This window comes from Photobacterium angustum (genome assembly GCF_002954615.1).
In the GTDB taxonomy this organism is placed as follows: Bacteria; Pseudomonadota; Gammaproteobacteria; order Enterobacterales; family Vibrionaceae; genus Photobacterium; species Photobacterium angustum_A.
Map to the genome: position 1 here is coordinate 13,601 of NZ_MSCJ01000002.1, position 20,690 is coordinate 34,290.

General features: G+C 39.8%; 21 protein-coding genes and 1 pseudogene. 12 read left to right on the top strand and 10 right to left on the bottom strand.

The genetic code is table 11. From position 1 onward, the window contains the following. Window positions 1–163 precede the first annotated feature (163 nt). A complete protein-coding gene (locus BTO08_RS13650) occupies window positions 164–670 on the top strand; it encodes a DUF2780 domain-containing protein (RefSeq protein ID WP_045082523.1) in 507 nt (168 codons plus the stop codon). A gap of 89 nt (window positions 671–759) precedes the next feature. Here BTO08_RS13650 and BTO08_RS13655 read toward each other — a convergent pair whose 3' ends face one another. The 7 genes from BTO08_RS13655 to dusA all read right to left on the bottom strand — a co-directional run bounded on the left by BTO08_RS13655 (window position 760) and on the right by dusA (window position 7,920). Continuing rightward, window positions 760–1,524 (bottom strand): phosphoadenylyl-sulfate reductase, encoded by a 765-nt coding sequence (locus BTO08_RS13655; protein WP_105061357.1) that lies wholly within the window; start codon window positions 1,522–1,524, stop codon window positions 760–762. Beyond that, window positions 1,517–3,208: an assimilatory sulfite reductase (NADPH) hemoprotein subunit gene (cysI, locus tag BTO08_RS13660; RefSeq protein ID WP_105061358.1), complete on the bottom strand. Its 1,692-nt coding sequence runs from the start codon at window positions 3,206–3,208 to the stop codon at window positions 1,517–1,519. The genes BTO08_RS13655 and cysI overlap by 8 nt, the downstream gene beginning before the upstream one ends. Then, window positions 3,208–5,025, bottom strand: coding sequence for an assimilatory sulfite reductase (NADPH) flavoprotein subunit (locus BTO08_RS13665; protein WP_105061359.1), 1,818 nt, complete (start codon window positions 5,023–5,025; stop codon window positions 3,208–3,210). Before BTO08_RS13665 ends, cysI begins: the two co-directional genes overlap by 1 nt. 188 nt (window positions 5,026–5,213) lie before the next feature. Further along, on the bottom strand, window positions 5,214–5,444 hold the full coding sequence (locus BTO08_RS13670) for a hypothetical protein (RefSeq protein WP_005372743.1): 231 nt from the start codon (window positions 5,442–5,444) through the stop codon (window positions 5,214–5,216). A gap of 149 nt (window positions 5,445–5,593) precedes the next feature. Beyond that, on the bottom strand, window positions 5,594–6,223 hold the full coding sequence (locus BTO08_RS13675) for a TIGR04219 family outer membrane beta-barrel protein (protein WP_105061360.1): 630 nt from the start codon (window positions 6,221–6,223) through the stop codon (window positions 5,594–5,596). Window positions 6,224–6,395: 172 nt separating this feature from the next. Beyond that, window positions 6,396–6,638: an envelope stress response protein PspG gene (gene pspG, locus BTO08_RS13680; protein WP_045129268.1), complete on the bottom strand. Its 243-nt coding sequence runs from the start codon at window positions 6,636–6,638 to the stop codon at window positions 6,396–6,398. Window positions 6,639–6,903: 265 nt separating this feature from the next. After that, window positions 6,904–7,920 carry a tRNA dihydrouridine(20/20a) synthase DusA gene (gene dusA / locus BTO08_RS13685; protein ID WP_086000659.1) on the bottom strand — a complete coding sequence of 339 codons (1,017 nt, stop codon included), beginning with the start codon at window positions 7,918–7,920 and terminating at the stop codon, window positions 6,904–6,906. Between the two features lie 573 nt (window positions 7,921–8,493). Between dusA and cspE the strand changes: the two genes are divergently transcribed. The 7 genes from cspE to dcm all read left to right on the top strand — a co-directional run bounded on the left by cspE (window position 8,494) and on the right by dcm (window position 15,022). Beyond that, a complete protein-coding gene (cspE, locus tag BTO08_RS13690; RefSeq protein WP_006647715.1) occupies window positions 8,494–8,706 on the top strand; it encodes a transcription antiterminator/RNA stability regulator CspE in 213 nt (70 codons plus the stop codon). A 364-nt stretch (window positions 8,707–9,070) separates the two neighbouring features. Next, window positions 9,071–9,313: a hypothetical protein gene (locus BTO08_RS13695; protein ID WP_045154030.1), complete on the top strand. Its 243-nt coding sequence runs from the start codon at window positions 9,071–9,073 to the stop codon at window positions 9,311–9,313. 240 nt (window positions 9,314–9,553) lie between these two features. Then, window positions 9,554–10,705 carry an iron-containing alcohol dehydrogenase gene (locus tag BTO08_RS13700; protein ID WP_105061361.1) on the top strand — a complete coding sequence of 384 codons (1,152 nt, stop codon included), beginning with the start codon at window positions 9,554–9,556 and terminating at the stop codon, window positions 10,703–10,705. 127 nt (window positions 10,706–10,832) lie between these two features. After that, window positions 10,833–11,096 (top strand): hypothetical protein, encoded by a 264-nt coding sequence (locus tag BTO08_RS13705; RefSeq protein ID WP_045084868.1) that lies wholly within the window; start codon window positions 10,833–10,835, stop codon window positions 11,094–11,096. A gap of 182 nt (window positions 11,097–11,278) precedes the next feature. Then, complete coding sequence (locus BTO08_RS22345) at window positions 11,279–11,419, top strand: hypothetical protein (RefSeq protein WP_198038469.1); 141 nt, start codon at window positions 11,279–11,281, stop codon at window positions 11,417–11,419. 431 nt (window positions 11,420–11,850) lie between these two features. Further along, window positions 11,851–13,290 (top strand): MvaI/BcnI family restriction endonuclease, encoded by a 1,440-nt coding sequence (locus BTO08_RS13710; RefSeq protein WP_105061362.1) that lies wholly within the window; start codon window positions 11,851–11,853, stop codon window positions 13,288–13,290. A 61-nt stretch (window positions 13,291–13,351) separates the two neighbouring features. Continuing rightward, window positions 13,352–15,022: a DNA (cytosine-5-)-methyltransferase gene (gene dcm / locus BTO08_RS13715; RefSeq protein WP_105061363.1), complete on the top strand. Its 1,671-nt coding sequence runs from the start codon at window positions 13,352–13,354 to the stop codon at window positions 15,020–15,022. A gap of 136 nt (window positions 15,023–15,158) precedes the next feature. Here dcm and BTO08_RS13720 read toward each other — a convergent pair. Then, a pseudogene (locus BTO08_RS13720) lies at window positions 15,159–15,365 on the bottom strand (recombinase family protein); the annotation flags it as partial. A 56-nt stretch (window positions 15,366–15,421) separates the two neighbouring features. On the opposite strand from BTO08_RS13720, the gene BTO08_RS13725 reads away from it, so the two are divergent. Then, window positions 15,422–16,327, top strand: a complete 906-nt coding sequence (locus BTO08_RS13725) for an aspartyl/asparaginyl beta-hydroxylase domain-containing protein (protein ID WP_105061364.1) — start codon at window positions 15,422–15,424, stop codon at window positions 16,325–16,327. Window positions 16,328–16,910: 583 nt separating this feature from the next. Here the strand turns inward: BTO08_RS13725 and BTO08_RS13730 are convergent. Beyond that, window positions 16,911–17,153: a hypothetical protein gene (locus BTO08_RS13730; RefSeq protein ID WP_105061365.1), complete on the bottom strand. Its 243-nt coding sequence runs from the start codon at window positions 17,151–17,153 to the stop codon at window positions 16,911–16,913. 396 nt (window positions 17,154–17,549) lie between these two features. On the opposite strand from BTO08_RS13730, the gene zur reads away from it, so the two are divergent. The 3 genes from zur to BTO08_RS13745 all read left to right on the top strand — a co-directional run bounded on the left by zur (window position 17,550) and on the right by BTO08_RS13745 (window position 18,922). Next, window positions 17,550–18,005, top strand: a complete 456-nt coding sequence (gene zur, locus BTO08_RS13735) for a zinc uptake transcriptional repressor Zur (RefSeq protein WP_006647721.1) — start codon at window positions 17,550–17,552, stop codon at window positions 18,003–18,005. Window positions 18,006–18,029: 24 nt separating this feature from the next. Then, window positions 18,030–18,491 (top strand): chemotaxis protein CheX, encoded by a 462-nt coding sequence (locus BTO08_RS13740; RefSeq protein ID WP_005372777.1) that lies wholly within the window; start codon window positions 18,030–18,032, stop codon window positions 18,489–18,491. 224 nt (window positions 18,492–18,715) lie between these two features. Beyond that, window positions 18,716–18,922 carry a cold-shock protein gene (locus BTO08_RS13745; protein ID WP_005372779.1) on the top strand — a complete coding sequence of 69 codons (207 nt, stop codon included), beginning with the start codon at window positions 18,716–18,718 and terminating at the stop codon, window positions 18,920–18,922. Window positions 18,923–19,008: 86 nt separating this feature from the next. On the opposite strand, the gene pgi is transcribed toward BTO08_RS13745, so the two are convergent. Beyond that, window positions 19,009–20,661 (bottom strand): glucose-6-phosphate isomerase, encoded by a 1,653-nt coding sequence (gene pgi, locus BTO08_RS13750; RefSeq protein WP_105061366.1) that lies wholly within the window; start codon window positions 20,659–20,661, stop codon window positions 19,009–19,011. Window positions 20,662–20,690 lie beyond the last annotated feature (29 nt).

The window sequence follows — 20,690 nt, forward strand, 5'->3', positions numbered from 1 at the left end:
GCGCTCCGGCGCCGTTTTTTTATGGTCAAAATATACGCTCTATTCTCTCAAACTAATAAATCTTGCTAGTCAAATCATCAGCTATCGTGTTTTATCAATAAAATGTATTACAAAAATAAATATCTACACTAGGATAGATAATAGTTAAATTAAGGAGAACCCCATGGAAAAGCGTCATATCTTAACTACACTTACCGCCGTTGCTTTATTATCATCAAGTGCAATGAGCCATGCATTCAGCCTATCTGATGTCGCGAGTGCTTTTGGGGGAGAAAAGAGTGATCAAGTTGCTACACAGATTGCAGAAAACCCATTAACCAAAGCACTCGTATCTGATCTTGGTGTAAAGCCAGAGCAAGCAGCAGGCGGTGCAGGTGCATTACTGGCAATGGCAACCAGTGAGCTAACAGGCCCACAAGGTAAAGAGTTAACTCAATTAATTCCTGGCGCAGAAAAGCTAACTGACTCATTACCACTCGGTTTAGGCCAGCTATTAGGCAGTAAAGAAAATATCGATAAAGTCTTTTCTTTATTAGGTATGAAACCTGAAATGGTTAACCAATTCGTACCTGTTGTTACGCAATTTTTAGGTGAACAAGGCGCAAGTAATGAACTTCTTGGCGCACTTTCTAACATTTGGTCACCAGCCGCACCTGTTGCCGCAAAATAATTTGTTACTGCTCAAAGCATCGACAAAATAAAAGGGCGAGATCATCGATCTCGCCCTTTTCTATTATACTAGTTCTGATTTGCTATAGATTAAATTCCTGAACCATCCGCTTCTGTGTCGCTGTCTTCGTGTAAACCACACTCACGTTTTAGACCAAAGAATCGCGTTTCTTCTTCTTTCATCCCCGGTTGCCACTTAACTGTTGTATGGACATCACCGACAGAAAGATAGTCTTGCGCTTTTAATGGGTGATAAGGCAAATCATGCTGTTGTAAATACAGATCGATTTGCTCATTACTCCAATCAATTAATGGCAGGAACTTAAAGCGCCCATTTTGGATCGCTAATACTGGTAATGTTGCACGCGAGCTTGATTGTTCTCGACGGAGCCCAGAAAACCATGTTTTCACTTGTAGTTCATCTAATGCTCGGCGCATTGGCTCAACTTTATTAAGCAAATTATATTGCTTAATACCATCAACCCCTTGTAACCACAGTTGACCATAACGTGCTTCTTGCCATGCGGCGCTTTGTTTTGCGCTGTAAACATGAAGATTAAGATCTAATCGTTTGGTTAAGCTATCAATAAACTGATACGTTTCAGGAAATAAATACCCCGTATCGGTTAACACCACAGGAATATCTGGTTTTACTGTTGTGACTAAATGCAACATCACAGCAGATTGAATACCAAAACTTGATGCTAATGCAAACCCACCTTCAAGGTTGTCGATAGCCCAGCTTACTCGCTGCTCTGCCGTCATATCCTCCAGCTCGGCATTGATTTCAGCCAGCTGAATAATTTGACTCACTTTAGGCAGCTCAAGTAACTCAGCCAGTTGAAATTTAGCCATAAAAATCTCTCTTTGATACTTTTACTTCATCAATAATGCCTGCGCGAATAGTGAAATCACCAAAGTCTTCACTCTCTTGACGCTCTGTAGACCAACGACCCACTAAGCTATCAATTTCATCCATGATCTGCGCAACAGTAATATTTTCACGGTACATCTTAGGTACACGTGTTCCGTTACGGTTACCGCCTAAATGTAAGTTATAACGACCCGGCGCTTTACCTACGAGGCCAATTTCCGCCAACATCGCACGACCACAGCCATTTGGACACCCCGTGACACGAAGAATGATGTTTTCATCATCGTCTAAGCCGTGCTTTTCTAAAATACCTTCAACATCGGTAACAAATTCAGGTAAGAAACGCTCTGCTTCCGCCATCGCTAATGGACAGGTTGGCAATGAAACACAAGCCATTGAATTTTTACGCTGCTCGCTAACACCATCATCAATCAAACCATGATCGCGCGCGATCTTTTCGATCTTGTCTTTGTCTTTTGCTAACACACCCGCAACAATTAAGTTTTGGTTAGCCGTCATACGGAAATCACCGCCATGTACCTTAGCAATTTCAGCAACACCGGTTTTTAATGGCTTATTCGGATAATCCAATAAACGTCCATTTTCAATAAATAGTGCTAGGTGATGCTTGCCGTCGATACCTTCAACCCAACCAATGCGATCACCACGATCGGTAAACTCATAAGGTCGGCTGTCTTCAAATTGAATACCCGCGCGTTTTTCAACTTCCGCTTTAAATACATCACTACCTACACGATCTAACGTGTACTTGGTTTTTGCATTCTTACGGTTTGAACGGTTACCCCAATCACGCTGTGTCGTTACAACTGCTGCTGCAACATCTAACGTTTTCTCTAGTGGAATAAAGCCAAAGTCATCGGCACGACGAGGATAGGTGGAGTGATCGCCGTGAGTCATTGCTAAACCGCCGCCCACTAATACGTTGAAGCCTACTAACTTGCCGTTATCTGCAATCGCGATAAAGTTAAGATCATTGGCATGCACATCCACATCATTTTGAGGTGGTATCACAACCGTGGTTTTAAATTTACGCGGTAGGTAATTGCTACCTAAAATTGGCTCTTCATCAGTCGTTTCTACCTTTTCACCATCTAACCAAATTTCCGCATAGGCACGGGTTTTAGGTAGCAAGTGCTCACTGATCTTTTTCGCCCACTCATATGCTTCTTGGTGAAGCTCTGATTCTACTGGGTTGGTCGTACATAGAACGTTTCGGTTAACATCACCCGCTGTAGCAATTGAATCAATACCAATACTATTTAGCGTTTGGTGCATCAACTTGATATTAGGTTTTAGTACACCGTGAAACTGGAACGTCTGACGAGTGGTTAAACGAATACTGCCATAAGAAGTATGCTCATCGGCAAACTTATCAATTTCCAGCCACTGTTTAGGGGTAATAATACCGCCAGGCATACGTGCACGTAGCATCACGTTATGTAGTGGTTCGAGTTTTTGCTTTGCGCGCTCAGCACGGATATCACGATCATCTTGCTGGTACATACCGTGGAAACGGATCAACTGGAAGTTATCTGCAGTAAAACCACCGGTCATACGATCGCCAAGATCCTGCTCAATAGTTCCGCGAAGAAAATTACTCTCGCGCTTTAGACGTTCGTTATCTGATAATTTTTGATCTGTCATTAGTACACATCCCTTTGATAGCGCTTATCCTTACGCAGATCGTTAAGATACTGCTCAGCCTGCTCGCGCGTTTTATTCCCTTGTTGCTCAATCACTGTGATCAGCGCTTGATGAACATCTTTTGCCATTTGGTTAGCATCACCACACACATAAACATGCGCGCCGTCTTGCAGCCACTGCCATACTTGTGCAGCTTGTTCTAAGATGCGGTGCTGAACGTAAACTTTCTCAGCTTGGTCGCGGCTAAATGCCACATCAATCTGATTAACAACCCCATCTTTTAAGTATTTTTGCCACTCAACTTGGTATAAGAAATCTTCTGTGAAGGTACGGTCACCAAAGAATAACCAGTTCTTACCTTGTGCTTCACGGTTATCACGCTCTTGAACAAAGGCACGGAATGGTGCAATACCAGTACCCGGCCCCACCATGATCACAGGGGTATTATCATCAGCTGGTAACTTAAAGTTATTGTTAGTTTCAACAAAGACTTTAACTTCAGCGCCTTCTTCTAAACGCTGAGCTAAGAAGCTTGATGCGCCACCTTGACGTTGTTCTTCACCTTGCGCGTATTCAACCACCCCAACGGTTAAGTGAACTTCTTCACCCACTTCTTCTTGGCTTGAAGCAATAGAATATAAACGTGGTGTTAAACGACGAAGTAGACCGATTAATTGCTCTGCAGTTAATGCTGTTTTCTTTTCAGCTAAGACATCAATAATTTGTGTTTTCGCAGAATACTCACGTAGCTTTTCACGATCTGCCACCAGCTTTTCAAGCTTTTTACTACCTGATAACTCAGCGTATTTGGTCACAAACTGTGGATTTGATGCAGTAATTTCATATTTGCTAATCAACGCATCACGTAGACTTAATGCAGCACCATCAACATCAACAGAGGTGTCCGCGTCTAAGCTAAGCTTCGCTAAAATGGCATCCACTAACTGTGGGTCATTTTCAAACCACACACCGAGAGCATCACCCGCTTGATACGTTAAGCCTGAATCTTCTAAATCGATTTCAATATGGCGAACATCTTTACCTGAATCACGGCCAGTGATTTTTTGACTTACCAATAAACTCGCGGTGTAAGGGTTCTGTTTATTGTATGCAGAAACAGCCGCAGGCTTTTGACCAACAGGAAGTTGAACAACTTCAGCTTCACCCGTTGATAAAGTTTCTTTGGTTTTAGCTAATGCTTGTGCACGCCATTCAGCAGCTGGTGCTTCATAATCAACGTCACAATCTAAACGTTCAAGCATTGGCTGCGCGCCAAGTTTAGCTAAGTAGTTATCAAAGTCTTTCGCGGTTTGACAGAAGAACTCATAGCTTGAATCACCTAAACCAATCACGGCATAGTTAAGATCTGCCAGTTTAGGGGCTTTCTTAGATTGTAAAAATTCATGTAATTCAATAGCATCATCAGGTGCTTCACCTTCGCCATGGGTTGATGCCACGATAATCACGTGGGTTTCCTTAGCGAGGTTTTTACCTTTATAGTCGCCAGCAGAAAACACCTGAACAGCAATATCAGCCGCTTGTGCTTCTTCTTTTAACGCTTCAGCAACACCTTTGGCATTACCGGTTTGCGAGGCATAAATGATGGTGAGTTTACCGGCTGGTTTTGCGGCAGCCAGTACATTATTTTGGACTGCAGGATCTGCAGCTGATTGAGACTGGGTTTGGCTTAATCCCCAAAAGTAGCCACTGATCCACGCAAGCTGTTGTGGCGATGATTCTGCCGCTGCTTGCTTCAGTTGATCTATTTGCTGATCATTAAGTGGACTGGCTAAAGCCGATAATTCCTTCACTAACATGACACGACGATCCCTATTCATTGCGTACTGTTAGATTAGCCATTTCATGTAATAACAAGAAAGAATAGATAAGAATGTTTTATAACCTTTTTAAAGGTTAAGAAGAAAAGTGAATGCGAAATAATCGTTATTTTGCCGTCAAACAATAAGGATTATCTCGCCTTTATTGGCAGGTAATATGATCGGTTTTAGTATTCATCAGCTATTCTAACTTGATGAAATCCTACTTCAAAAGCTTGTTGAGTTGCGCTATCAATATCACTATAGCAACGTTCACTGCCAGCCCCGTCAGTTAAAGGGACTAAGCCGCCTCGACGGTGACGAAATTCAACAATATAACCATCACCAATTGAAGGCTCAACCACAGCCTCAACCAATTCTTGGCTAACATAAAGGTGTTGTAGCTCAGTCAGTGTCATAACCTTACTCCCTATCCTTTGTCACTTTTATTAGCTCAGCATAAAAGATGGAATGTATACACTTAAAAATGGTACAAAAACCTACAAACAGCCAATAAAAAAACCACGACATTGTCGTGGTTTTTATTAATTCGTTAGCTTAAGAAGACTTAGAAGTCGACTTCAACACCTGCGAACCAACCATTTAGATCAACATCGCCAGCATTCTTCGCTTTATCGAAATCGTAATCCATCATGCGATAACCACCACGGATATTTAGATCTGCCGCCACTAAACCGATTGTGTATTTCACACCAGCTTGACCGTCAAATAAACGAGTACCATCATATTTACCCGCGTTTGCTTGAGCAAATACTGTTAATGGTGTTGCTGGAATACCGATTTCCGCATTACCGTAAATAGTTGGCTGCCAATCGCTGAAGCTATCATCGTTTTGAATTTTAACGCCACCGAACTTAGTCATTGTTAAACCAAGATCTAAAGACACTAAATCGTTATCTAGAATTTCGTAGTACGCTGTAAAATCACTTTGTTCAAATGCAACATTATCTGCATCGATATTGTTGTAACGAACCATAAAGTTAGGAACTAAAGGAATAAAGTGTTCAAAAGATGCGTAGTAAGATGCTGATGTATCATCACTTTTATGGCCATCAACTTTCGCATTTGCAAACCATGCATCTGCGCCTACTTTAACACCTAAAAGGGTATCTGCCTGTGCTGGAATAGCAGCAGTCATTGCCACTGCCGCTGCTACTGAAAGCATTACTTTTTTCATGTCGAGTCTCCGCTCTTCATCATTAATAATTTTAAACGGCAAAACTATACCAGAAACCCTAAAAAAACACTGCTCTTATCTATTTTGATGGTGTTTTTTCACTAAATTTGCCAGAAATAACCTACTATTATTTTTATCGATAATGTTTCATTTAAATATATTCTTCAGTGGATTAATAACGACGTGTTCGAGATAGACGATCTTTATATTCTTGTACTTTTTTATTATCTCTCACCAACCAAATCGCAATAGCAATTAACACGATCCATGGTAATAACTTAATCACTAAACCCAACATGCCAACCACAGCCATGATCGCAAAACCAGCCGCAACGGCTATCATCATGCCAATAATACTCACACCCGTAAAAACTAACACGAATGCAAACGTCAGCAAAAATAGAAACTCAAACATAACCCTCTCCTTAACCAAGTATTACCTTTCAACGATAAGCTTTTCTGTCAAGTTCACAACATAAACCGACAAAGCATGTTGAAAGCGATCCTATTCAATATCGTTATTAGATGTAATTGCACAAATCACGCCAAGTGATATAAAAACTAATCACTTAATTTTCAATTAGATACAAAAAAGGCTAATCCATACGGATTAGCCTTTTCTCTCTGTATTAGCCAAATTCACTTATTTATCGTGAATCTCGCCAACAACAATTTAGTAATTAAACATCTAAATGCGCAGGAATTTTATCTAACGCCTGCTGAACGACTTCAATACCAGCACCCGGTTTATGAGCATTCTCACTGATATGTCGACGCCACTGACGTGCACCCGGCATACTTTGGAATAAACCCAGCATATGGCGTGTAATATGTCCCAAGTAAGAACCGTTAGCGAGTTGCTTTTCAATGTATGGATACATAGCTTCAACCACTTCACGACGCTTCATCACAGGGCGTTCACTACCAAATAAACGTTGATCCACTTCCGCCATTAAGTATGGGCTTTGGTACGCTTCGCGACCGACCATCACACCATCCATATGTTTCAGGTGTTCTTCCATTTCTTCAAACGTTTTAATACCACCATTGATTGCCATGGTTAAGTGCGCAAAATCTTGCTTTAGTTGGTAAACACGCGGGTAGTCTAGTGGCGGAATTTCACGGTTCTCTTTCGGACTTAAACCACTTAGCCATGCTTTACGAGCATGGATAGTAAAGTTATCACAACCGCCTTTCTCAGATACCACGTGGATAAAATCTTTTAAAAACTCGTAAGAATCTTGATCATCAATACCAATACGGGTTTTTACCGTCACAGGAATATCAACGACATCGCGCATCGCAGTGACACACTGCGCTACCAACTCGGCTTCACCCATTAGACAAGCACCAAACATACCGTTTTGTACGCGATCAGATGGGCAACCCACGTTTAGGTTAATTTCATCGTAGCCACGCTCTTGCGCTAACTTAGCACAACGCGCCAAATCAATTGGGTTTGAACCACCCAGTTGAAGCGCCAGTGGATGCTCTTCTTCGTTATACGCTAAGAAATCACCTTTACCGTGAATAATCGCGCCTGTTGTAACCATTTCGGTATACAACAATGCTTCTTTACTCATTAAACGGTGAAAGTAACGACAATGACGATCAGTCCAATCCAGCATCGGTGCGACAGAAAAACGCTGCATTGGAAAATCGCCTGTAACACTTTGAGTTGACAAGTTATTTTTCATTGTCTCGTCTACAACATTTGTCATATAAATACCCTATTTGGATTGCTTTACATTTAAATTCAGAATCTTACTCCCCTCATTACGTAGTATCTAAAAGATACGATCGCTAAATGCTTAACTGATGTAGCTTGAGGGATATTCTGAAGAAAACGGATTCTACATTAAAACGTAGTTAAGCCAAAGCAGAAGCAATAAAGTGAAAGCGAGAACTTACTTACACCATTGTCATATACCTTTATTTCAAAGCATTCTAAAAAGAGAAGCTCAGTGCTTTTTAATAAATATTATGTAAAACCCTTCTTTTTCTTGTCCACACAGCACTATCAATAATCTATTTTAACTATATCGACAAAAAAGACTGTACAAAAAGTAAACACCTGTTATTATCCATCTCGCTCTGTTGTTTAGAGAGTTATTAAATGCGGCACCAAGTCACAGTTAAACCTTCAGCTACATCAACGTTTTCGTTTTGTACTTCAGTGTTTCCCTTGTTTTGGCAGTATCATTAATAATTTAACCACTTAGCACATCGCATTTTAGCGGTTAATTAATCACATTTATAAGGGGCATCACATGTCTAACAAAACTACTGGTTTAGTAAAATGGTTTAACGAAGAGAAAGGTTTTGGTTTCATTACTCAAGACAACGGCGGTGCTGACGTATTCGTTCACTTCCGTGCTATCGCTTCTGAAGGTTTCAAAACTCTTGCTGAAGGCCAAAAAGTGTCTTTTGAAGTAGAGCAAGGCCAAAAAGGTCTTCAAGCTGCAAACGTTGTAGCTATCTAATTTATCCTTACGGATAAATAAAAAAATGCTGGCTAAGGCCGGCATTTTTTATACCTGTAATTTACCCTCTCTCATTATCGCCCCCCCTGCCACACCCTAACTTCTGCTGTATCTCTGAATAACTACGCCCAAGTTTTACTATCTTGATGCAGAGATTCATTCACATGGCGCCCACGGTACTTACCTTTCGCTTTTCCTTTCCCTTCTTTTCTTACCTTTATCTTGCACCCGTTACCATTACTACCAAATGGTAATAATCTTTTGTGCTTTTATTGTATTGTTGTTTTTTGTGTAATTATTAATAATACATCCATCGAAACGCACAACGCGTTCACAAACATAAAGACACAAGGTTTTATTACTCATGAAAACAGTTATTAAAGCAACTATCGCAGCCGCTATCATCGCTATGTCTTACAACGCTTCAGCTAAAGATGGTGCGTTCACAGGTAATGTTCAATTTCAAAAAGCAGCGGCAAGCACTATGAATGCAGGCCACTACCAAAAACAAGGTACTGCAGAGCGTTCACACTCAGGTGTGGTATTCACACAATCAGCATCACAACTTACTTTTGCTGAAAAGCTACTGTCTGCTGCTGATAAATAAGCCGCAGATATCGGCAAGTAACATCCCATTTTAATTATTACGTTTACGTAATAGTGGTTAACTTTTCATTTTATTGTTTATTTCCGGTAAGTGAGCTGTTGTTAGCATCAACACCAACAACAACCATAAAGATTTGGCGCCGATAACACTCACTTTGCTATTCACACTCTGTAAAAAATTCCGGCTTATGGCACATGCGGTAAGCCAACATAAATTACTTAATATTATCGGAGCTTTATTATGAGCAATGTCTTCTACATGCCACCTGTAACACTAATGGGTCCTAATGCTATTCAATCTTTAGGTGCTGAACTTGCGTCAAAAGAGCTGAAAAAAGCCCTTATCGTGACAGACAGTGTATTAGTTGAAGTGGGTTTAGTGAGCAAACTAACTGACGAGCTTACTGCGCACGGCCTTGATTACACTATTTACGATGGTGTGCAACCTAACCCAACTGAGAAAAATATTGAAGATGGCCTAGCGCTACTTGCAAGCAGCCATTCTGATTTTGTGATTTCATTCGGTGGTGGTTCATCACACGATACTGCTAAAGGTATTGCACTTGTGGCTGCGAACGGTGGTCACATTCGTGATTACTCAAAAGGTGTACACCTTTCTAAAAAGCCACAACTTCCATTGGTAACCGTGAACACAACAGCAGGTACTGCTTCAGAAATGACAGTGTTTGCAATCATCACTAACCAGGAAGATGAAACCAAATATCCTGTGGTTGATAAGCACTTCACGCCAATTATTGCAGTAAACGATTCAGAGCTAATGGTCGCAATGCCTAAGTTCCTAACTGCTGCAACCGGTATGGATGCATTAACACACGCTGTTGAAGCGTATGTTTCAACAGCTGCAACACCCATCACTGATGCATCTGCCATTAAAGCGATTGAGCTGATTGTAAACAACCTAGAAACCGCAGTGAATGACGGCCAAAACCGCGAAGCACGTGATGCAATGCAATACGGCGAGTACCTTGCTGGGATGGCATTCTCAAATGCTTCTCTAGGTTACGTTCACTCAATGGCACACCAATTAGGTGGTGTTTACGATCTGGCTCACGGCCTATGTAACGCTATTCTATTGGCAGAAGTTTCACGCTTTAACGCCAAACAAGTACCAGAGCGTTTTGTTGATATTGCCAAAGCAATGGGTATCGACACAACAGCAATGACCCAAGAGCAAGCAGTAAATGCAGCCCTTGAAGCGATTGATGCACTCTCTGAAAAAGTAGGTACTAAACAACGCCTAGCTGATTTGGGTGTAACTGAAGATAAGCTAGCATTCATGGCGCAAAACGCCCTAAACGATGCATGTTCTTTAACTAACCCACGCAAAGCGAGCCTAGAAGAAATCGTAGCGATCTTCAAAGCACGCATGTAATTAGCAACAGCTATAAAAAGGCTGGGAGATCCCAGCCTTTTTTATAACGAATAACGACATTAACGAAAAAGCTAACCGCTGAATAACGCTGGCTTTTTGTTAACTCATCTATTTCGAGGGTAAAGAAATGACAGAAAATATTATCGTTGAGATCAGTAATCACAGAAGTTCGCCAAAGAAAGTCTCTGTAAAAGCGTATTGCAATGACAATCAGAAATTACCGAGTGCGGTGATCATTTCATTAGAACAATATGAATCTGCCGGATTAACTCAATCTTTGACGCAGCTTCTTAATAAGAGCAAAAGCCAAAATATTATGGATAAGTGCAAAGCCTTACTTAGCTACATTGCCGATGGTGCAACCATTCGAATGAATTGCTATAGCAGATAAAAAGACCGCCTTGATGAGCGGTCTTTCCGTGTATTCCCGAACAACACACCAACCCTAACCCTCTTTCACTACCCTCGCTATTGTCGCCCTACTACACCCTAACTTCTCTTATTCTCTAAGTAACGACATCAAAATCCAGCGCGAACTCAATTAAATCCAAAGTAACAGATATTTCAGTAGTAATGATTATTGCTTGTATTGGGGTTAGCCATATCACAGGAAGCGGCAGTTTTAGCCCATTCTTTTTCGATTGGGGTGGCTATTACGATGAAGGATTAATTGATGCTGCCGAGTGGAAAGCCAACCGCTTTAAACTGATTTAAGTTACTTAACTTATGCATTTTACATAACTTACGTAAAAAGTATTTAAGATAATGAAAAGTAACGGTTTACCTTACTTTAATTAAGCATTCATATCGCAATGGCAGTACCAAGCTTTAACAGCCTTTTTACCAGCAACGCCACAGCAGCTACGCAACAATTCGCATCGATGAACAAGATGGTAAACCTGATTTTAACAACTGCTTAGCGACAATAGGTTTACGTTCGAGAAAGAAAGCGGCAAAGCCCTAACGATGAAAATGAGTTGGATGGGTCGACTCTATGAATGTGGTGTTGATGGTGAATGGTATGGCTGAGGTGTGTAGTTAAAGTAAAACTAGAAGATTAAGCACCACAAAAAACCGTAACCTATTGATAGCCTGGAAAATTGATCATAATGTTCTGTTCTCATTTCTGCGACAGGACTGTACCAATGTATCAATTCAATCAATTCGATCACACGGACATAGACAATTTAGATACAGTGCTCAAACAGCTCCAAGTACATGGATGTAACATTGCATTAATTAAAGCGTTGCCAAAAAATGCTAATGATAAAAATCAAATTTATATACATTCTGATGCAAGTTTACTGAACTCTATTTTTGCTTTGAACTTTAGAGATAGAGAAGCTAGTACCAGTCAAACTAAAAGAGCCTCTACCCCCGGTAAGAATATTCCTGAAGCTGTATTTGAATCCTTTTCGTGGTTAGATAACAAAGGGCAAACAGCGAAGACTAAAGCTTGTAAAGCGATTGTATATTCACAATATCCCGAAGCCAGATTGTCAGGTTTTTTAACTGTTGACGGGAAAATGCCGCGTTCACTATCAATTGATTACACAAAAAGTAATGAATTACTGCCCCGTTATTTAATAGTCGGAGCTACGAAGACAGGTGAAGCCATTGCAATGATTGCTGTTTCCCCTAAAAAAGCCTTCGTAGAACAATTTAAAAATCTTGATAATTACCATGGTTCTTCTGTATGTAAAGCGATCATTATTGAACAAGAAACGGGGACAGAAAAACTAAAACTTATTCTTAAAAACAAAATATCAAACAAAGTATTACTTGGTTGTCGCTTTAATAAAGAAGGGAATACTATTCCTTTTACTGGTACACAAGTACATGGTTACACACTCGAACATGCTTGCGGAATAAAGCCTAATGCCGATAAACATGGTGATATTTTTGGTATTGAGTTGAAATCTTTTACACGAAAGAAACTTACCCTATTCACGCCAGAACCTGATGGTGGTCTTTACAAAGATGACTTCAATCTTTTTATGACAACTTATGGTTATGAAAAAGACGGGGCATACCGATTAACAGGCTTACACCGTGCATACAAAGAAAATACAAAAACACAATTAACACTAAAAATCATTTGCAAACATGCCATTAAAACCAAAGATCCGATTACAGGTAAGAAGAAAATAGAATATCAGGCCGACGACTATAATCCTGAAATAGCAATAACTAAGCAAATGATGGATATGGCCGTAGTACTCGTCGATAGACAAGATAAAATAGCAGCAAGTTGGTCTTTAGAACGTTTACTTAACTGCTGGGGCGCCAAACATAATGAAGTTGTTTATGTACCTGCAGAGAAGATTTCTAATGACGACCAAGCAACACTAGATGATGGTTACAAATGGAAAGTGAAGTTTTCCAATAAGGTCTTATGGTGTAATAAGACTAATGCAGAGAATCTGTTCCAGGCCATTCATAAAGGGATTATTTACTTAGATCCGGCACCTAAGTATTGCCCCGATAACCCGAAAGAAAACAAACGACGCTCACAATGGCGAATCAATGACATTTACAAAGCAGCTTGCGATTTATATGAGGAAACTGCAATAGTTCAATTATAAAAACAAAAAAGGGAGTTTTGTGTGATAGAATCAAGCACAAAACACCCATCAAGAAGAAGTCATGCGATACAACGAAATACTTAAAGGTGATCTAGAAGATGAGAAGCGCCTACATAGAAATTTAGAAGAAACAAATAAGCTATTAAAACTTCTTATTGAAATTTACGACCAAAAAAACCTAGCTATTAAATTTCAACAACTTGGTGGCAATTATAGTGATATATCACGTGAAAAATTAAGTAAATGGAAAGCTAACCCTAACGCTGGTTTTATTATTTTTCATGAAAAAGCGCTAGAAGATTTAAAAGAAAAACTCTTACCCCAAAAGCCCCCCCATTGGGATACGCCAAGTTTTACGTACATCGATCTCTTTGCTGGCATTGGCGGCTTACGCAAAGGCTTTGAAGATGTCGGTGGAAAATGCGTATTTACCTGTGAATGGGATATGGCCGCACGTAGAACTTATCTAGCTAATCACTATGTTGATGAGCACGAGCTGCCGTATTTTCTAGATGATATAAATGATAATCCAGAGAAGAATACTTCTTATATGGATGTCACTCAAATTACGCAGAGTGGAAATACAGAAGCGACAGAAGAAGACAGACAAGCAAGCATCTTAAAGCATATACCGCATCACGATTTACTTCTTGCAGGCTTTCCTTGCCAGCCATTTTCGCTCGCAGGCGTATCTAAAAAAAATTCATTAGGCCGAGCGCATGGGTTTGAGTGTGACACACAAGGCACCTTGTTCTTCGATGTAGAACAAATTCTAATAACAAGGCAGCCTAAATACTTTGTACTTGAAAATGTTAAGAATTTAAAAAGCCATGATAAAGGGAATACCTTTGCAACAATTATCAGGGCGCTTGATAATGCAGGATATTGGGTTGCTGATATATCGAATGTTGATTCAGATATTGAAGAAGCGATAAAACAAGTACGTAAACGTAAGCCTGAACCAACAATCATTGATGGCGCTCATTTTACACCGCAACACCGTGAACGTATTGTATTAGTTGGTATACGTAAAGATTTAACTCAAGTAAGACCTGAGCTAAAGCAGCTTTCTCTTAACAATATAGAGAAGCCAAAAAATCGTTACACTGTGGATAATATACTTTGCAAACTCAACAAAGCAGAGAAAGAGAAATACACTCTGACACCAAACCTTTGGAACTATTTATACCACTACGCACTAAAGCATCAAACCAAAGGTAATGGTTTTGGATTTGGGTTGGTTGATCCACAAAACCCAAAAGCAATAACACGTACACTTTCAGCACGTTATTACAAAGATGGATCTGAAATATTAATTAACCAAGATGGACTCGAGCCTGAATACTTGATTGATAACAGACCCAACGGTATTAGAAAGAACCTTGAACGAGAGGAAGTAGCAAAAAGCTTCGCTGAGCGCTTCAAAAGTAATAATCCAAACACATCAGAAAAAGAATACAAACTTGCACTTAAAGAGGGTGAAAAGAAATATGATGAGCTGCACGGGCGTTATGCACCTGAGTTTGATTCATTATATAAGACACCACGACGACTTACTCCGCGAGAATGTGCAAGATTAATGGGATTTGAAAAGCCAGAGTTTGATCGAAATGAAACAGATACTGATTTTAGGATTGTTTGCGCAGATACAGCTGCGTACAAACAATTTGGTAACTCAGTTGTTGTACCTGTCTTTCGTTCAGTCGCAGCCTTATTAAAAAGTAAAATGTAATCCAATTACCTGAGTTTATATAAAAAGGCCGCGAACAAAGCGGCCTTTAACATAAACCATTAAAGTTAATCTTTTGATTTTAAATCATATAATTGACTTAGCCACCCTCGCGATTGTCGCCCTGCTACACCCTAACTTTCGCTTTCGCAATGCCTTGTGCTTGGCGTTTATGTCGAGTTTCATAATCATCACAGGCCATGGCTGCACCTAAGTCCAACATAAATTCGGTTAAGGCTAAGGTAATGCTGTTTTGCTCCCCTGAACTGAACACCGCATGCGTCATAGGCTGATCTGCCACCACAATCACCAACCCTTTTTCCATGATTCGGGCTTTTAAGGTTTTCTTTATTAGTTAGAGTATGGTATTTGTTTGTTTTCTCGTAAATTTGATTAAATATTATGCTGATTTTTGCTTTTTTCGTTATATCACTCTACGTCGGTTCGATTGTTTTTATTCGTATCCGAAATAAAGATCGTTTGGGTTTTAAACGCCAGATGTCTGACTTTTCGACCTTTATGGTACCAATGAATATTCCTATCTACTTGCTATCCAAAGTTCCATTGACCCCTTTTTTCGAAAGAAAACATTTTCCTGAACTTGATATTTTGCAAGACAATTGGGAAGTGATCAAAGAGGAAGCATTGGCTCTGTATGAAAGTGGCCATATAGCAATTAAAAATGATCTACCCGCCAGTAGTTTTTACAAAGATAATCGATGGACCAGTTTCTATTTGAAAGTATACGATTGTGACATTCCATCCGCTCGAAAACTCGCACCAAAAACGATGGAGCTTATTGAGCAAGTGCCAGGTATGAACCTCGCGTTATTTGCTTGTTTGAATCCAGGTAAGCGTATAGGTAAACACCACGACCCATTTGCTTTGAGTTTGCGTTATTCTCTTGGATTAAGTACACCTAACTCAGAAGATTGCGCCATTTCAGTTGATGGGCAATGGCACACTTGGAGGGACGGTGAGTCGATTATTTTCGACGAAACTTATGCTCATCATACTCATAACGATAGCGATAAACCTCGAATCATACTGATGTCTGATATTGATCGTCCTTTAAGAAGTAAGTTGATCCAAAAAATGTATTACTACTTTGCTAAAACGTTTAACAGCTTGTTTTTTGTCGACAATATAGATTCAACCAAGACAGGGCTTGGTAACAAAATAACCCCTATTCATAAAAGTTATCGCACAAACATGAAAAAATTTAAAAATTGGAACAAGCCACTTTACGTAACATTCAAGTTTTGTGCTTTGGGGGGAGTTTTATTTATTTTCTATCATACTTTCTAGACGATAAAAGTGTGGTGATAGAATAAGCTTACAGATGAAATCTTTTGTATTCACAAACTCGGTGATTATGTTCATTTTTCTGTTTTCAATTACAAGAAAATAAGCACCAAAAGTATATTTAAGTTATCTCTTTACCAAATAGCAAAAGGGCGTTGAAGTTACCTTCAACGCCCTTTTTTTAATTCTTTAAACACTTATTTGATTTGCGCTTTGTACATAGAAGCGAAAACTGGAGTGTATAGGCTAACAATTTTGTTAATGATACGTGACATTATGAATTCCTTAATAAAGCAAGTTTTATATAATCTACAACCTTGCCTAAACACAGTATTTATAAGGCATTGGTCGCGTTTCGATGGGGGGCATTATAGGAGTTTAATCGGCTTTTAAAAGTGAGAAATAATATTATTTTTGATTAGTTTTTCTAATGCAAAAGTTACATAAAAAAACCAGTAATAACCATTCATTAAAACCGAATAAATCCTCATTAATTGTTCTTGTTTATGGGTGGTTGAGTAACGTCGGCAGAGAACAGAATAATGTCGCCAACTTTAGCAACGCATTTGTTGCCGATATCTACGGCTTATTTATCAGCAGCAGACAGTAGCTTTCCAGCAAAGGTAAGTTGTGATGATGATTGTGTAAATACCACACCTGAGTGTGAGCGCTCTGCGGTACCTTGTTTTTGGTAATGCGCGGCATTTATATTGCTAGCGGCTGCTTTTTGAAATTGAACATTACCTGTAAACGCACCATCTTTAGCTGAAGCGTTATAAGACATAGCGATGATAGCGGCTGCGATAGTTGCTTTAATAACTGTTTTCATGAGTAATAAAACCTTGTGTCTTTATGTTTATAAACGCCTGTGCGTTTCGATGGGTGTATTATCAATAGTTACACCAAAAACAACAATACAATAAAACCACAAAAGATTATTACCAAGTGGTAACTATATAAGAGAGAATCTAATCAGCCCTCCACCTTTCGGCTTAACCCCCCACTATTCCTTGAAGCGTATAAACGATGATTAAAACCTAAAAGGAATGTTTCGAGTCACCGCAAGCATCAATGAAAAAATCAGTACTAACTTATTCTTATTGCTATTATTACGTGATCCTCTACACGAAACACTACAGCTTATTACAGCTTAATTGCTAAGTTACGATATGTTTCAAATAGGCTGTGATAAAATAAAACGGTTATTGTAGTTTTTTGAGGTTTTATGGCGGATCAAGCCCAATTATTAACAAAGGCGCAGCGACTCTGTGAAGAGCGAGGCGTTCGACTTACGCCACAGCGCTTAAAAGTGTTGGCGTTGATTATTGAGCACCATAGCTCAATCAGCGCTTATGAGTTATTGGATCAACTCAAAATTTCAGAACCGCAAGCAAAGCCGCCAACGATTTACCGAGCTTTAGATTTTCTCCTAGCACAAGGTTTTGTTCACAAAGTGGAGTCCACAAATAGCTATATTGCTTGCTGTGTACTAGGACATGCCGATCATTGTTCGCAGTTATTAATTTGTGATGAATGTGGCTGTGTTGAAGAATGCCATGATGATGAGTTAGCCAAACTACTTCGTCAAAAATCAGAAAAACTTGGTTTTAAGATTAATCATCATGTTGTTGAAAGCCATGGTATTTGTGAAAAATGCCAAGGCAATAAACCTATTATTTAACCTACAACGAAAAGTCTTACAATTATGCGCGCAGAATTTATAAACCCTTTTCTTGCATCTCTGATTAATGTGCTCAACACCATGGCATCCATGCCAATGACACCACAAAAGCCAAGACTAAAGAAAGATGAAATTGCGCGTGGTGATGTATCTGGCTTAATAGGTATGATTGGCCCAAAAACCAAAGGGTCGATGTCAATCACGTTTGAGCAAGATTTGGCTCTTGAAATCATGCAACGAATGCTCGGTGAACGTCCAGCAGGCATTAATGAAGATGTTACTGATATGGTAGGTGAAATTACTAATATGGTAACAGGTGGTGCAAAACGTGCGTTGGCTGAAAATGGCTATGACTTTGATATGGCAACACCTGCGGTTGTTTCAGGTAAAGGCCATACCATTACCCATAAATGTGATAATGCAATCATCTTAATGCCATTTGATTCTGACTATGGCAAAGCCTATATCGAAATTTGTTTCGATTGATATCGTCTTTTTCAATGAAACTATAGCGTTAATTACACGATAAATTCTTTGCTTAACTTAACGCTATCTAGTTATTTATTAAGTCTTTTATTAATAAACCCATTCTTAAATAAAAGACTACTCTCCGCTCTTTTTTCGATCTAGACTAGTTTGTGTCATACGCATCATGTTACTTATAACTGCGAGATGACTGTATATTATTTGTCTAAAAGGGAAAGACGTACATGAGTAAACTGACTGGAACCGTAAAATGGTTCAACGATGACAAAGGCTTTGGTTTCATTTCTGGAACGGATGGCAAAGATGTGTTTGTACACTTCAGTGCTATTCAAGCTCAAGGGCGCCGCACCTTACGTGAAGGCCAAAGTGTTGAGTTTATCGTGACGGATGGTCAGAAAGGCCCACAAGCTAGCGAAGTTATTGCACTGTAATAACCATCACTGAAAAGATAAAAAAACGCCGCTATTTAGCGGCGTTTTTATTATACAAACATATAACTTAGTACATTAGCCTAAGATTATGCTCGCCATTGTTTAAATGCATTGATCAAACCATTAGTCGAACTATCGTGGCTTGATACTTCTTCTTTATTGTTTAGCTCTGGCAGGATTTGATTAGCCAGTTGCTTACCAAGCTCTACGCCCCACTGATCGAAGCTAAAGATATTCCAAATAACACCTTGAGTGAAAATCTTGTGCTCATAAAGCGCAATCAATGCACCTAGTGTATAAGGCGTAATTTCTTTCACTAAGATTGAGTTCGTTGGGCGGTTGCCTTCGAATACTTTAAATTCTGCTAGTTCATTCACTTCTTCTTGTGATTTACCCGCAGCAAAGAATTCTGCTTCAACTTTCTCACGGCTCTTACCAAATGCTAGTGCTTCAGTTTGCGCGAAGAAGTTCGCCATTAATTTTGGATGGTGATCGCCTAATGGGTTATGGCTAATCGCAGGAGCAATGAAATCACATGGGATCAATTTCGTGCCTTGGTGGATCAACTGGTAGAAAGCATGTTGACCATTGGTACCAGGTTCACCCCAAATAATTGGGCCTGTTTGGTAATCCACTGGGTTACCGCCACGATCAACGTATTTACCGTTTGATTCCATGTTACCTTGCTGGAAGTACGCTGCAAAACGATGCATGTACTGATCATAAGGAAGAATCGCTTCTGTTTCTGCACCGTGGAAATTGTTGTACCAGATACCGATAAGCGCAAGGATAACCGGTAGCTTTTGCTCTAATGGTGCTTCTGCAAAGTGTTTGTCCATTGCATGACCGCCATCAAGTAGCGCAACAAAGTTATCAAAACCTACTGACAAGCAGATTGATAGACCGATTGCAGACCATAGTGAATAACGGCCGCCAACCCAGTCCCAGAACTCGAACATGTTGTCAGTATCAATACCAAACTCAGCAACGGCTTCACCGTTTGTTGAAAGCGCAGCAAAGTGTTTCGCTACATGTGCTTTATCTTCTGCTTTTGCTAAGAACCAGTCACGTGCAGATAGCGCATTAGTCATGGTTTCTTGAGTCGTGAAGGTTTTTGATGCGATCAAGAACAATGTTGTTTCAGGGTTAAGATCTTTTAGCGTTTCAGCAATGTGTGTGCCATCAACGTTAGAAACAAAGTGCATGTTTAGGCGCGTTTTATAAGCACCTAGCGCTTCAGACACCATGTAAGGGCCAAGATCTGAGCCACCGATACCGATGTTCACGATATCGGTAATTTCTTTACCTGTGTAACCTTTCCATTCACCGCTGATGATGCGATCAGAGAAAGACTTCATCTTCTCAAGTACAGCATTCACAGCAGGCATCACATCTTCGCCATCAACCATAATTGGTGTGTTACTACGGTTACGTAGTGCTACGTGAAGTACTGCACGATCTTCTGTACGGTTAATTTTTTCACCACTGAACATATCTGCAATAGCAGCATCTAGCTCTGTCTCTTTTGCAAGAGCAAACAGCTTAGTTAGTGTTTCTTCAGTGATAAGGTTTTTAGAGTAATCAAGTAGGATATCTGAGCCAAATTGCGCAGAAAACTTAGAGAAGCGAGCGCTATCATTAGCAAATAAGTCGCTTAATTGGAAATCTTGAGCTTGTTCAAAGTGTGCGGTTAGATCTTGCCACGCTTGAGTTTGCGTTGGGTTGATGTTCTTCAACATAAAAATATCCTAATTTTGTTATGTTTATC